The organism is Streptomyces typhae, from assembly GCF_009755605.1.
Lineage (GTDB): Bacteria > Actinomycetota > Actinomycetes > Streptomycetales > Streptomycetaceae > Streptomyces > Streptomyces typhae.
Genome location: NZ_WPNZ01000017.1, coordinates 118,681 through 132,571, shown reverse-complemented (window position 1 = coordinate 132,571; position 13,891 = coordinate 118,681). Strand labels below are relative to the sequence as shown.

The window sequence follows — 13,891 nt, the reverse complement described above, 5'->3', positions numbered from 1 at the left end:
GCGGGCCGCCCCCGCCCGGCCGGGCGGACCATCCCTTCAGGCCCCCTCGGGCCTCTTCAGGCAGCGGGAGAAACGATGACATCCCTCAGGCCCGCCCCTGCGCGGACCGTCGAGACCAGGGCGGACGACGCCGCGACGCGGGCGCTGCTCGTGCGCATGGCCTACGGCTACATGACCTCGCAGGCGATCCACACGGCGGTGCGGCTGCGCGTCCCCGAGCTGCTGGGCGACGGCGAGCGCGACAGCGTCGAACTGGCCCTGCTGACCGGCACGCACGCGCCGTCCCTGCACCGTCTGCTGCGCGCGCTCACCGCGTTCGGGGTGCTGCGGGAGACGACGCCCGGCCGTTTCGCCAACGCGCCCACCGGGGCGCTCCTGGCCCCCTCGGCGCCCGGCCATCTCGCCGACATCACCCGCCTGTTCTGCGGGCAGGAGTTCTGGAGCTCCTGGAGCCGCCTCACCCACAGCATCACCACCGGCGAGGCCGCCTTCGACACCGTGTACGGGACCGACTTCTACGACCACGTCGCCCGCCACCCCGAGTTCGCGCAGCTCTTCGGCGACGCGATGGCCGCCAACGCCGCCTTCGAGGCACCGTTCGTCGTCGCCGGGTTCGACTTCTCCCCGTACCGCACGCTGGTGGACGTGGGCGGCGGTGACGGAACGCTGCTCGCCGCGATCCTGTCCGCGCACCCCGAAGGGCGCGGCGTCGTCCTGGAGACGCCCGCGATGGCCGTCCAGGCCCGCGAGAAGCTCGCCGCCGCCGGTCTCGCCGCCCGCGCCGAGGTCGTGCCGGGCGACTTCTTCGACCAGGTGCCCGCCGGCGGGGAGGGCTATCTCCTCAAGAGCGTGCTGCACAACTGGGACGACGAGCGGTGCGTCGGCATCCTGCGCCGGTGCCGGGAGGCGATGGAGGAGACCGGCACGCTCCTGGTGGTCGAACCCGTCCTGCCGGACACCGCCCGGGCGTCGGTGTGCGTGGAGAGCGCCTTCAGCGACCTCAACATGCTGGTCCTCACCGCGGGCGGCTTCGAGCGCACCGAGCGGCAGCTGCGTGACATCTTCACCCGGGCCGGATTCGCGCTGGAGTCGGTCTCGGCGACCATCGAGGCGACGGACTTCAGGGTCGTACGGGGACGGCCGGTGCCGCGATGACCTCCGGACAGGCCTCCGGGCACGCCTCCGGACAGGCTCCCGGGCACGCCTCCGGGCGGATTTCCGGACAGGTCTCCGGGGAGGCCGCCGGGGAGGTCGCCGGGCTGCCCCTCACCGGCCCCGCCCCGGGCTGCGGTACGGCGACCGGGGCGGGGCAAGGGCGCCGCCGGGGCCTGGTCGTCCACAAGTACGGGGGCAGTTCGCTCGCCACGCCGCAGCAGGTGCGCCGGGCCGCCGCGCGGATCAGCGCGGCGCGGGCCCGGGGCGAGCGCGTGGTCGTGGTGGTCTCCGCCCAGGGCGACACCACCGACCATCTCCTGGCCCGCGCCGCCGCGTTCACCGGCGCCGCGCCGCCCGGCAGCGCACTGCGCGAGAGCGACCAGCTCCTGGCCACCGGGGAGATCGCCTCGGCGGCCCTGACGGCGATGGCGCTGCACGGTCACGGCACCCCCGCCGTGTCCCTCACCGGCGGCCAGGCGGGCCTGCGGGTGCGGGGGCGGCACGGCGCGGGCCTGGTCGACCGGCTCGACCCCGGGCGGATCCTGGACCTCCTCGACGCGGGCACCGTCCCGGTCGTCGCCGGGTTCCAGGGCGTCGACGCCCGGGGCGAGACGGTCACCCTCGGCCGGGGCGGCTCGGACACGACCGCGGTCGCCCTGGCCGCGGGGCTGAACGCGGAGCGCTGCCTGATCCACACCGACGTGCCCGGTGTCTTCAGCGCCGACCCCCGCGTGGTCGCCGCGCCCCGGCTGCTGCCCCGCGTCCCCGTCGACGTCATGGCCGAGATGGCGTTCACCGGCGCGCGGGTGCTGCACTCGCGCGCCGTGGAACTGGCGGCCCTGCACCATGTGCCCACCCTCGTACTGAGCTCCGCCACGGAAGGACCGGGAACAGTGATCACCGGCATCTGCGGACCGGCCCTGGAGACCGCTCCGGCCGTCACCGCCATCACCCATGACGCGGACGTGGTGCGGGTGCTGCTGCGCTGCGCGGACACCGGCCGGGACCTGGCCCCGGACGTCCTGGGCATCCTGGCCCGGTACGCGCTGCCCGTCGACCTGGTGGCCCGGTCCGGGCCCGCGGAGGAGGAGTTCCGGATGGGCTTCGCCACCCGCCGCGGCGACTTCGCCGCCGCCCGCCCCGCGCTGGCCTCCCTCGCCCTGGCCCACGGCGGTGAGCTGCGCGTGGACGAACAGGTCGCGAAGGTGACGGTGGTGGGCACCGGCCTCGCCAACCGCCCCGAGTCCACGGCCCGCATGCTCAGCGCCCTCGCCCGGGCCGGTATCGCCACGACCTGGATCCTCACCTCCCAGATCCGCGCCTCGGCCCTGATCCCGCAGAAGCGCCTGGAGGAGGCGGTGCGGGTGCTGCACACGGCGTTCGCCCTGGACGTCGGGGAACAGGCCGAGCAGGCCGAGCAGACGGGACAGGCGGAGCAGGCGGAGCAGGGCTAGCTTCCTGGGCGTGCGACCGCACGCGAGGGGAGGTGGGCCCGCGGTCGACCGCGGGCGCACCTCCCTTTGTGTGCGGGTGCGTGCGGGTCAGTTGGCGGGCCGGGCAGCCGGATCCGGCAGCGGAACGCCGGACCCGGTGCCGGTGCCGGGTTCCGCGTGCACCGCTTCCCCGTCCTTCCGCGGCTCGGCGTCCCCCTGCGGCTCGGCGTCCCCCTGCGGCTCGCCGCCGGTCTGCGGCCCGGTGCCGGTCTGCGGCTCGCCGCCCCTGGGCAGCAGCGAGGTCAGTGCCGTGACGAGGACCAGGAGGCCGACGTTCCACCACAGGGTGCGCTGCATCGCCTCGGTGTAGGTCTCGGCGCGTGCCTCGGTGGCGGCGTCGGTCAGGGCCGGGGCGAGTGCGTCGCGGGAGGCGGCCGGGGCTGCGGCCAGGGCCTCGGGGCAGCCGCGGGGGGCGGCCGCGCCCTCCTGGTCGTCCATCCGGCTGCGGTGGCAGGCCTCGAAGGCGGTGACCACGCGGTCCTGGTCGGCGCCGGTGACGTCGACCGCGGCCAGGTCGGAGCGCAGTTCGGCGGTGACCGCGCCGGAGCCCGATCCCGCCTGGGAGCCGACGGCGCCGAAGAACAGCACCCCGATCAGGGCGACGCCGACGACGCCGCCCGCCTGCATCACGGCGTTGAAGACACCGGAGGCCGCGCCCGCGTCGGAGCCGGGCACCTGGAGCAGGCTCACATGGGTCGCCTGCGCCATCACCAGGCCCATGCCCAGGCCGCCGATGAGGAGCGCCGGGGTCAGGTGCCAGCCGCTGAGGCCGGTGCCCGCCCACTCGATGGTGGCGATCAGCAGCAGCAGGCCCAGGGCCATTCCCACGGCGCCCAGGGTGATGACGATCCGTTTGGGCGCGGCACCGGCGTTGCTGATGAAGATCGCGGCGAGGGTGACGCCGATCGGCCAGGGCAGGCTCGCGGTGCCCGCGGCGAGCGGCGAGTACCCAAGACCCTGCTGCAGATAGAGGGTCAGGACGAGGAAGAAGCCGATGATGGCGGTGAGGAAGGTGAGCATCACCACGAGGCCGCCGTTGAAGCCGCGCAGCCGGAACAGGGACGGCGGCACCAGGGGTGAGCCGTCCGTCGCCTGCTTGCGCCGCTGCCACAGCACGAAGAGCGCGATCACGGGCAGGGAGGCGGCCATCAGCGCCCAGCCCCAGCCGGGCCAGCCCAGTTCACGGCCCTGCAGCAGCGGGTAGAGGACGGCGAGCAGCGCGCCGGTGACCAGGACGACGCCCAGCGGGTCCAGGCGCAGCGGCTTCTCGCTCCTGGTCTCCGGCAGCAGGCGCGCGGCCATGACGAAGGCGCAGATGCCTACGGGGAGGTTGACCAGGAAGATGGGGCGCCAGTCGAGGCCGAACAGGTCGGCCTTCAGCAGGAGTCCGCCCAGGATGGGTCCGCTGACGTTGGCGGTGCCCGCGATCATGCCGTAGAGGACGAAGGCGCCGCCGCGCCGGGCGGGCGGGATGGTGGCCGCGATGATCGACAGCACCTGCGGCACCATCATGGCGGCCATCGCGCCCTGGGCGACCCGCCCGCCGATCAGCATTTCCGGTGAGACGGCCATCCCGCACAGGGCGGAGGCCAGGGTGAAGCCGGCCATGCCGACGAGGAAGAGCCGCTTGCGGCCGAAGATGTCACCGAGCCGGCCGCCGGTGATGAGCATGAGGGCGAAGGGCAGGGTGTAGCCGATCAGGGACCACTGGATCGCGGAGTTGGAGGCTTCCAGGTCCCGCTGGATGGCGGGGATGGCGACGTTGACGATGTTGGCGTCCAGGACGTCCACGAAGACGGCGATCAGGACGACCGTCAGGACGCCGCGGGAGCTCGGGCCGCTGCCGGCCCGGACGGGGTTCGGCGGCCCGGTGGCCGCGGTGGCTTCGGATGTCTCGCTGCTCATGGCCGGTGGTCCCTCCGAGGACGGTCGGGTGCAAGGACGTTCGGGGGCGAAGACGGTGCGGTACGGCAACGGTGCGGTGCCCGGACGGTGGGGTCCGGGGCGGTGAGGTGCGCGGACGGCCGGGTGCGCCGGACGGTCGGGGGCGGGGACCGTCGGTGGGGTGCGTGCGCGGCACACGAGTGTGCGCAGGGGGGCCTCCGGACGGGCCCGCCATGTTATCTTAGCTCGTAATATATTTACGACGTGAGGGATGTGCAACCGCTTTGGGCGACGAACACCGGCACGCGGGGAGCCCGCGCCGCCAGGAGCTGACGCGGGCCATCTACCAGGAGGCGCGCACCGTCGCGACCCGTCAGGCCCTTGCCGACCAGGCCGTGGCCGCCAAGCTCGGCATCAACGGCACCGATCTGCTCTGCCTGGGCGTGCTCGATCACGCGGGGCCGGTCACGGCGGGCCGGCTCGCCGAGCTCACCGGGCTGACCACCGGCGCGGTCACCGGCATCGCCGACCGGCTCGAACAGGCGGGCTTCGCCCACCGGGTGAAGGCCCCGGAGGACCGCCGCAAGGTGATCATTCACCCCGAGAGCGCCCAGCGGGAGCGGACCGGCGCGCTCTACGCCCCCCTCCTGGACGCCCTGGACGACTGGTGCGCCTCCCACACGCCCGAGGAGCTGGAGACCGTGCTCGACTATCTGCGTTCCTTCAGCGACTCGCTGCCCCTGCTCACCGAACGGCTGCGGCAGCGCGAGGAGTGAACCGGTCCCGGCCCCGGCGGCCGGGGGGCGAGTACCCGCCGCTCGCGTGCCGCCGCTCTGGCCGCCGGGGCCCGGGGCGCTGCCCGCGGACTGCCTGCGTACAGCGCTGCGAGAGCACCCGGGCATGGCGCGATCCCGTGACGCGATCGCGCCATGTGCCCCACCGGGGCGCCCGACAGAGTGCAGGCATGGGAAAACGGCACGCTACAGCCGAACAGCCCGCCCCGGTCCTGATCGTCGGAGCCGGACCGGTCGGTTCGACACTCGCACTGGAGCTGGCGCACCACGGGGTGACAAGCCTGCTCGTGGAACGGCATCACGCTCCGTCGCTGCATCCGAAGATGGACTTCGTCAACGGCCGGAGCATGGAGCTGTTCAGGCGCCTGGGCCTGGCCGAGGAGATCCGTGCCCGGGGCATCCCGGCACAGCACTCGTTCAACTTCCAGTGGTTCCGCGGCTTCGCCGAGCCGCCCCTGGACGAGTGGACCCACCCGTCCGTGCGCGACGTGCGCGCACGGATCGCCCGGACCAACGACGGCACCGCGCCCCTGGAGTCCTACCAGCGCGTGCCCGGCAACGTCCTGGAGGACGTGCTGCGCCGCCGGGCGGGCGGGCACCCGCTGGTGGAACTGCGCACCCGGACCTCCTTCCGGCGGCTGGTCCAGCACCCGGACGACACCGTCACCGCGACGCTCACCGACATGGAGACCGGGGAGGAGTACCCGGTGCGGGCCCGCTATGTCGTCGCCTGTGACGGTGCGCACAGCACCGTGCGGCGCGGCACCGGTATCGGCGTGACCACCGTCGGGCCCGAGACCGACCACGGCGACGTCTACTTCCGCAGCAGCGACCCGCGGCTGCGCCCGCACGGCCGGTACTTCCTGGGGATCTCCGCGGGCGGTGCGACGCTGGTCTCCCGGGACGAGGCGGACACCTGGACCGCCTTCCTGCCGGTCCTGGACGACACCGGCTTCGAGCGCGACCCCATCGGCGTCCTCAGCCGCCGCCTGGGCACCGACATCACCGTCGAGGAGGTCTTGCAGGTCACCCGCTGGCGGGGCCGGATGGGCGTGGCCGACCGCTACCGCGAGGGGCGCGTCTTCCTCGCCGGGGACGCCGCGCACGAGTTCTACCCGATGGGCGGGCACGGCGCGAACACCGGTCTGGGCGACGCCGTGGACCTGGGCTGGAAGCTGGCCGCGGTCCTCAACGGCTGGGGCGGGCCCGGACTGCTCGACGCCTACGAGAGCGAGCGGCGGCCGGTGGCGGTGTTCAACCGCGAGATGTGCTTCAACCTCCTGGACGTGTGGCAGCGCTTCCCCCAGCTCGCGAACGCCGGTGTGCCGCCCAGCCATCTGACGGGCTTCCTGGCCCAGGAGCGCTACCAGATCGAGAACACCGGCATCCACTTCGGCTACCGCTACCACTCCCCCCTGATCCCCGGCACGGGCCCGGAGCCGGACGCCGAAGGGGGCGCAGCGTCCGGCGAGTCGGCCCCGGACTGGAGCTGGACCGGCATCACGCCCACCACCTGGCCCGGCGGCCGGCCGCCCAGCGTGCGCCTCCAGGACGGCACGCCCCTGTTCGACCTGTTCCACGACGGCTTCACCCTCGTCGACTTCTCCGGCCGGGAGCTGGGCCGAGAGGCGGCGACGGCGGCTCACAAGCGCGGCATCCCGCTGCACGTCCTGCCCGTGGACGACGCCCACGCCCGCCGCACATGGCAGCGGGACCTGGTCCTGATCCGCCCGGACCAGCACGTCGCCTGGCGCGGCACGGCGCCGCCCGAGAGCTGGTACGAGGTCCTCGACCAGGTCAGCGGCCACGGTGCCAGACCCTTCGGCACCGGCGCGCACACCGGCCGGACCGGGCGGGGCACGCCGTGACCCCGGCCGCCGGCGCTCGCGGCCGCCTCCCCTTGCCGGGGCCGCTGTTCGACTTCCGGGTGCGGCTGCGGCCCGCGCCCGCGTCCGCCGAGGACCTCGCGGCCGGCCTGGCCGCGTACGGCATCCGGCGGGCCGTGGTCACCCCGGGCGGCACCGCGCCCCTGGAGCAGATCTCGCGCCAGTTCCTGCGGGGCGGCGGCATCCGCGAGGACGCCGACAACCAGGCGGTGCTCAAGGCCTGCGCCGGCCTGGGCGGAGCCCTGGTGCCCTGCTACTTCGCCAACCCGCACCACCCGCGGGCCTACGCCGAACAGGCGCGGGACTACGCCGCCGTGGAGATCTCCCCCGCCGTGCACGGCGTCCCGCTCGCCGATCCGCGCACCGCCGCCCTGGTGGCGACGGCCGCCGCGGTCGGGCACAGCGTCTACACCGTCTGCCAGCCGCTGCCCGGCTCCGGCGTCGCCGACCTGGTGCGCCTGGCGGCCGGTTTCCCGTCCGTGCCCTTCGTGATGGGCCACTGCGGGATCGGCAACATCGACGTGTACGGCATCCGCCTGGTCCGCGAGAGCCCCAACATCTGGATCGAGACGACCGGCGGATACACCGTCACCCTCCGGGCCGCCCTGGCGCATCTGGGCGCCGGCCGGATCCTGTTCGGCTCGGAGCACCCCCTGCAGAGCCCCGGCGCCGAGCTCGCCAAACTCGCCGCGCTCGGCCTGGATCCCACCACCTGGGCCCGCATCACCTGGGAGAACGCCCACCGCATCCTCGGGGAGGACATTCCATGAACGCACCACTGCCACAGCTGGGCGACTGGCGAAGCGCCGAGGAGCTCCTCGCCGGGCAGGGCGAGCAGCTCACCCGCAGCCTGTCCTGGGCGGCCCGCTCCCCCTTCTACGCCCGCCGCTTCGGCCCCGGCCCCGCCCCCACGGACACCGACCTGGCCGGTCTCGAACTGACGACCAAGCAGGACCTGCGCGACAACTACCCCTTCGGGCTGCTCGCGGTTCCGCAGGAGCGGCTCGCCACCTACCACGAGTCGAGCGGCACCTCGGGCCGGCCCACACCCTCGTACTACACGCCCGAGGACTGGCAGGACCTGGCCGAGCGGTTCGCCCGCAAGCACGTGGGCATCACGCCCGCCGACACCCTGCTGGTGCGCACCCCGTACGCCCTGCTGCTCACCGGTCATCTCGCGCACGCGGCCGGGCGGCTGCGCGGTGCCACGGTGGTGCCCGGGGACAACCGCTCGCTCGCCACGCCCTGTTCGCGGATCGTGCGCGCCCTGCACGATCTGCGGGTCACCCTCACCTGGTCGATGCCGACCGAGTGCCTGCTGTGGGCGGCCGGGGCGCGGGCCGCCGGTCACGAGCCGGGCAAGGACTTCCCGGCCCTGCGTGCCCTGTTCGTCGGCGGTGAGCCGCTCAGCCCGGCGCGCCGGGCCCGGATCAGCCGGCTGTGGGACGTGCCGGTCGTCGAGGAGTACGGCTCCACCGAGACCGGCACCCTCGCCGGGGAGTGCCCCCTGGGGCGGCTGCATCTGTGGGCGGACCGGGCGCGGTTCGAGGTGTACGACCCGCACAGCGGGCGCTGCGCGCCGCAGGGTGCGGGGCAGCTGGTGGTGACCACGCTGTTCCGTGAGGCCATGCCGCTGGTGCGCTACAACCTGGAGGACACCGTCGAGGTGTCGTACGCCCCCTGCGCCTGCGGCTGGCACCTGCCCACCGTCCGGGTCCTCGGGCGCACCGCCTTCGGGCATCCGGTGGCCGGCCGGGCGGTGACCCAGCACCGCCTGGAGGAGCTGGTGTTCAGCCTTCCGGACGAGGACGAGGTGCTGTTCTGGCGGGCCCGCGCGGAACCCGACCGCCTCCGGGTCGAGATCGAGACCGCCCCGCACCTGGCCGAAGCCGCCGCCGCCCGCCTCACTCAGTCGATCCGCACGGAACTGGGTGTGCCGGCCACGGTGACGGCCCTGCCCCCGGGCGGGCTGCTGCCCGCGGACCAGTTGCTGTCGATGCCGGACGTGGTCAAGCCCCGCAGCCTCTTCGGCGCGCACGAGGACTGGGACAAGGCCCTGATCTACCAGTGAGGCCGGGCCTGCGCCCTGCCGGCGGCCGGGTGCGGCCGTGACGCCGGTGCACCCGCCCGCGAGCCGGGCGGGTGCACCGGCGCGGCCGGTCACCGGGTCACTTCTCGATGCAGAACTCGTCGATGGGGTAGCCCACGTGACGGTCCTCGCCGGGAAGGTAGCCGAGGACCCGGTCGCCCGGCTTGAGTTCGGTGCTGTTGAGGACGGTGCCGCCGGGGCCGAGGACACGGACGTGCCAGTCGTCCTGGAGGATCAGGTTGACGCGCCGGCCGCCGGGGGCCACCGCGTCCACGGAGATCAGCGGCCGGGTCTCGATCTTGACGCGGCCGACCGTGACCATGCGGGTGCCGCCCTTGACATCGACGGCCATGACCTTGCTGCCGGCCTGGAGTTCGCTCAGGTAGTGGGTGCGCTCGTCCTTGGAGAGGGTGTAGGAGTGGATGGCGCCCGCGTTGACGCGGAAGGGGCGGGTGGGCATGTACGGCAGCGGGTGGGTCTCGCTGACGCACAGGATCATGCCTTTGGAGTGCGAGCCGACCAGGATGCCCTCGTCCTCGCGGAAGTGGGTGCAGGTGTCCACGCAGGCCCGCTCGCCCATGCCGATGTGCTCGGTGCGCACGACCTCCAGCTCGGTCAGGTCCAGGTCGGGCACCTCGGCCCGGGCGGCGGCCTTCAGCTTGGCGGCGTCACCGACGGCGCGCGGGGCCATCATCACGCCGTCCGAGCCGTGTTCGAGGACTCCGAAGATGATCGCGGCCTCCTCCACGTCCTGGGCCACGGTCACCAGGCGGCCGGTGGCGCGGGCCCCCGCCGCGATGACGATCTCCAGGGGGATCTTCGTCGGGTCGCGGAAGAGCAGCAGGCTCCAGCGCTCGGTCCTGGCCGACTCGCAGGCGTCCTCCAGCGTCGGCGCGTCGACGATCTCGACGAACCGGCCGAACTCCACCCCGGGGTGGCGCAGGGCGAGTTCGGCCGGGGTGGCCCGGTGCCGGGCGGGGTCGACGATGACGACGGTGGCCTCGCCGAAGTCGGCGGGCAGTTCCTCCTCGCGCGGGAAGAAGACCTTGCCGAGGGTGGGCGGCAGGTCCGCCAGGTCGTCCAGGCTGTCGGCGAGGACGCCCTCCACCCGGTGGTGCAGGGCTTCTTGCAGGACGGCTTCCTTGAGCTCGCCGAGGCCGCGTATGTCCAGCCAGCTCAGCTTCATGACAGAACTCCTTCGGGGGCGGGGATGGGTGCGGGCACAAAAGAGCCCTCGGCGTGGATGACGGCGGCGAGGCGGGCGGCGAGGGCGCCGGGGTCCGGGGCCTGGAAGATGTTGCGGCCCATGGCGACGCCCGCGGCCCCGCCCCTGAGCACCTCCTCCACATAGGCCACGACCTGCCGGTCGTCGCCCGCGCGCGGTCCCCCGACCGCGACCACCGGCAGCGGCGCGGCGCGGGTCAGATCCCGCATCTCGCTCTCGTCGCCGACGTACACGGTCTTGACCAGGTCGGCGCCGAGGTCGGCCGCGAGGGTGACGGCGTGCGCCACGAGCTCCGGGTCGCGCGGGTTGTCGATCTTGGGGCCGCGCGGGTACATCATCGCGAGCAGCGGCAGGTTCCAGCGGTCGCAGGCCTCGGCGACGGCCGCCATGTCGGCGATCTGGCGGCGCTCCTCCAGGGAGCCGAGGTTCACATGGACACTGACCGCGTCCGCGCCCAGGCGCAGGGCCTCCTCGACCGTGGCCACCAGGTACTTGGCGTTGGGGTCCGCGGCGTGCACCGTGCTGGCGCTGAGGTGCACGATCAGCGAGGTGTCGCGGAAGAGCCCGGGACGCACCGCGCGCAGGCTGCCCTTGTGCAGGACCACCGCGTCCACCCGGCTCGCGGCCAGGCTGCCGACGAGGTCGCCGAGCGTGCGGCCCGCGGTGAGAGGCCCGTCCGTCACCGAGTGGTCCAGGGGCACGATCAGCAGCCGCCCGGAGTCACCCCCGTACAGCCGCCGCAGCCGCAGCCCGCGCCCGAAGGGCACGTTCAGTTCGTTTGCCATGCCTACTCCTGCTCGTGGACGGGAGGAGAGGGGGCCCGGAACCGCGCCGCCCCCTGTGCCCTCCCCCGGTCGGCGGCGAGCCACCTCACCGCGCAGGGCTTCACCCTTGCTCGCGGGGGCCGGGCGGCACATCACGTACTTCCGGGATACGGGCGTACTCCGCACGCGCCTGCGGGACACGGCGCGCCCGGCCCGGTCCGGGGTGTCCGCACGAGGGCCGCCGGAAGAATCTCGGCGCGCGATTGCACGCCCGGCCGTGCCGGGGCCCCTACGAGGCATGAACGTGACGCGGACCGGGACAGGGATGTCTCATGTGGGGGCGTAAGGAGGCGCGCCGCTCGGAGGACGAGGGCGCCGAGCTGCACGGTCAGGAAGCGACGCCCGGCGAGGCGCTCGAGTTCCCGCGGCAGAAACGTCGGCCGTCGCACACACCTGTGCAGCCGCTCACCGCGATGGAGCAGGAAAGGTACGATCAATTCTATCGTTCTGAGTTCACGTCGCTGACCAGGCATGTGATTTTCCTGGGCGCCACTGTCGAAGAGGCGAAGGACGCCGCTCAGTCCTCCCTGGTGGATCTGCTGATGAACTGGCGCACCGTGCGCTCACCGCGCGCATGGTGCCGCAAGGCGGCAGCGCACCACTTCATGCGCAACGACATCAGGATCAACAGGAGTCTCGCGTCGGCCCGCCGGTCCCTCACGTCGGACGAGGCGGAGGCGTACTCCCTGTCGAGCCCCCTGGAGGACTGGGAGTTCGTCATCACGTTCGTGGAGACCCATCTGACCGGAGTTCAGCGCCAGGTCATCGCCTGGCACATCGATGGATTCGAACCCCAGGAGATTGCGGTACAGCTACGCATGACACCGGCGACCGTTCGTTCGAATCTGCGTCACGCAAGGAAGAAGCTGGCTTCCGTTCTCGTGACGGACCACCCGGAGCTGGCTAAATCAATGGGGGATGCTGAGGGGAAGCGGAAATGAAGAACCGGATGAGGGAGTTCGGAGGCGATGCGGTGCGTTCGGCCCGGCAGGACGAGGCCGATCTTACTGATGAGGAGAAGGACCGCGTCCACGCCTACGAGGCGCGGCTGCAAGAGGCAACGAGCCGCCTTGCGTCCACGAGCGAAGTGGACGCACTCCTGCTGCAGGCAAAGATCGAAGTGGCGCAGCGCAACACCATCGCCTCGCATCGGGGGCGCTCCCGCGCGGCTGCCCCGGCAGCGCGGGAGCGCGCAGGCCGCCGCCCCTTTCATGCCGTAGCCACGGCGAAAACGGTCTCCGTCCTGGGAGACATCATTTCTTTCTGGCTCGTCCTCACGGCGACGTTCGTCGTCCTCTCACCTCACTTGGACGCCGCCGGCGACGTCGCGAAGGTGTGGATCCTCGCGGGCTCGGCGCTGGTGTGCAGCGCCGTGGCCTCCCGGACCCACCGCCTGGTGAAGCGGCGCGGCGGACGGAGCACGGCGGCGTCCGCGGGGGCCGATCTCCCGTGGTGGCACGAACGCATGCACACTCTGGCCCTTGGGCTGAGGAGCCGCAAACCGTCCCCGGTGATGCGGATGGTCGATGTGGCTTTCGCCGTGGCCGCGCTGGTCAGCACGCTCCTGCCGCTGGCCGTCGGGTACGTCCTGCTGAAACTCAAGGGGCGCAGAGTGCTGGACCGGCAGCCGCGCGTGGGGCAGGGCGGGATCGTCTTCGTACGGTACAAGTTCAATGTGCGGGTGACCGAGGAAGGGGATCCGGCGACGCACTCCGATCTGTTCCTGATGCGGTCCGGGATCGAGCAGCTGCCGCGCCTTTGGAACCTCCTCGCCGGGGATCTCACCCTCGTGGGGCCGAAGCCCGAGAATCCCGCGCTGGCGATCCGTTACCCGCAGGCGTGCCGCTGGGTGTTCGAGTACCGTCCTGGTCTGACCGGGCCGCTGAGCCCCGAGCTGCGCGCCTGGATGATCGTGCACAAATTCGACGCGGAGGCCTATCTCAAGAGGGTGGTGCCGCTGCAGTCGTCGTACGACCGGACCTATTTCACCCTGCCCGTACGCGCGCAGTTCCGTGTCATGGCCCGAGCCCTCGGTCTGCTCATGCTTCCGTTGCTCATCGAGAGCATGATGGCGTCGGCGAAGGCGCCGGAACCGCAAGCGGCCGGCCGCGCACCGCGCAAGCCCGAGGACGAGAGTGTCCCGGTGCCGGTCGTGCTGCCGCCGCCGGACCGGACGCGAGGCAGCCGGCGTGTGGCCCAGGTGACGAAGTGGTCGCGGCACGAGTACGACCGTGTGTTCGCCTAGGGCGGGCTGCGGCGGCGCACGTCCTGCTCGGATGCGTTGCCCGTGGTGTAAACGCTTGGGGCCCGCGCCTCCCTTGTAGTGAGTGAGAGGGCCGCCCCGGGCTGTCCTCTCGGACTCCAGCCATGCGTTGGAGGAGGGCCCGGTGCTCCCCGCTCTCGCCAAAGGACCAGGGACGCCGGGCTCCTGCGTTCGGGGGTCTCCGGCAGCCGCTCGGCTGCCGGAGACTTCTGGTTCTGCGTGCCGGCGGGGCACCGCTGTGGTGCGCCGGCGGGACACCGGGCGGCCCGCCGCGGGCG

At 73.0% G+C, this 13,891-nt stretch carries 11 protein-coding genes; 8 read left to right on the top strand and 3 right to left on the bottom strand.

All coding sequences use genetic code 11. The annotated features are described in order from the left end of the window. Nucleotides 1-75: 75 nt before the first annotated feature. The gene (locus GPA10_RS28155) at nt 76-1,155 is read left to right on the top strand and encodes a methyltransferase (protein ID WP_157167941.1); all 1,080 of its coding nucleotides are present in this window, start codon (nt 76-78) and stop codon (nt 1,153-1,155) included. After that, entirely contained in the window at nt 1,152-2,609 is a 1,458-nt protein-coding gene (locus GPA10_RS28150; protein WP_157167940.1) for an aspartate kinase, read from the top strand. Before GPA10_RS28155 ends, GPA10_RS28150 begins: the two co-directional genes overlap by 4 nt. An 87-nt stretch (nt 2,610-2,696) precedes the next feature. On the opposite strand, the gene GPA10_RS28145 is transcribed toward GPA10_RS28150, so the two are convergent. Beyond that, entirely contained in the window at nt 2,697-4,553 is a 1,857-nt protein-coding gene (locus GPA10_RS28145; RefSeq protein WP_157167939.1) for an MFS transporter, read from the bottom strand. A 263-nt stretch (nt 4,554-4,816) separates the two neighbouring features. Here GPA10_RS28145 and GPA10_RS28140 point away from each other — a divergent pair, with 263 nt between their 5' ends. The 4 genes from GPA10_RS28140 (at nt 4,817) to GPA10_RS28125 (ending at nt 9,283) form a co-directional block, all read left to right on the top strand. Continuing rightward, complete coding sequence (locus GPA10_RS28140; protein ID WP_157167938.1) at nt 4,817-5,308, top strand: MarR family winged helix-turn-helix transcriptional regulator; 492 nt, start codon at nt 4,817-4,819, stop codon at nt 5,306-5,308. A gap of 188 nt (nt 5,309-5,496) precedes the next feature. Next, the gene (locus GPA10_RS42810) at nt 5,497-7,194 is read left to right on the top strand and encodes an FAD-dependent monooxygenase (protein WP_157167937.1); all 1,698 of its coding nucleotides are present in this window, start codon (nt 5,497-5,499) and stop codon (nt 7,192-7,194) included. Beyond that, complete coding sequence (locus GPA10_RS28130; RefSeq protein WP_343041401.1) at nt 7,191-7,982, top strand: amidohydrolase family protein; 792 nt, start codon at nt 7,191-7,193, stop codon at nt 7,980-7,982. The genes GPA10_RS42810 and GPA10_RS28130 overlap by 4 nt, the downstream gene beginning before the upstream one ends. Further along, complete coding sequence (locus tag GPA10_RS28125) at nt 7,979-9,283, top strand: phenylacetate--CoA ligase family protein (RefSeq protein WP_157167935.1); 1,305 nt, start codon at nt 7,979-7,981, stop codon at nt 9,281-9,283. Before GPA10_RS28130 ends, GPA10_RS28125 begins: the two co-directional genes overlap by 4 nt. Nucleotides 9,284-9,380: 97 nt before the next feature. Here GPA10_RS28125 and GPA10_RS28120 read toward each other — a convergent pair whose 3' ends face one another. Then, nucleotides 9,381-10,487: a 3-dehydroquinate synthase II family protein gene (locus tag GPA10_RS28120; protein WP_157167934.1), complete on the bottom strand. Its 1,107-nt coding sequence runs from the start codon at nt 10,485-10,487 to the stop codon at nt 9,381-9,383. Further along, nucleotides 10,484-11,311 (bottom strand): 2-amino-3,7-dideoxy-D-threo-hept-6-ulosonate synthase, encoded by an 828-nt coding sequence (locus tag GPA10_RS28115; protein ID WP_157167933.1) that lies wholly within the window; start codon nt 11,309-11,311, stop codon nt 10,484-10,486. The genes GPA10_RS28120 and GPA10_RS28115 overlap by 4 nt, the downstream gene beginning before the upstream one ends. Before the next feature lie 311 nt (nt 11,312-11,622). Between GPA10_RS28115 and GPA10_RS28110 the strand changes: the two genes are divergently transcribed. Both GPA10_RS28110 and GPA10_RS28105 read left to right on the top strand, forming a co-directional pair. After that, nucleotides 11,623-12,291, top strand: a complete 669-nt coding sequence (locus GPA10_RS28110; RefSeq protein ID WP_157167932.1) for an RNA polymerase sigma factor — start codon at nt 11,623-11,625, stop codon at nt 12,289-12,291. Nucleotides 12,292-12,299: 8 nt separating this feature from the next. Further along, nucleotides 12,300-13,595 carry a sugar transferase gene (locus tag GPA10_RS28105; protein ID WP_157167931.1) on the top strand — a complete coding sequence of 432 codons (1,296 nt, stop codon included), beginning with the start codon at nt 12,300-12,302 and terminating at the stop codon, nt 13,593-13,595. Nucleotides 13,596-13,891 lie beyond the last annotated feature (296 nt).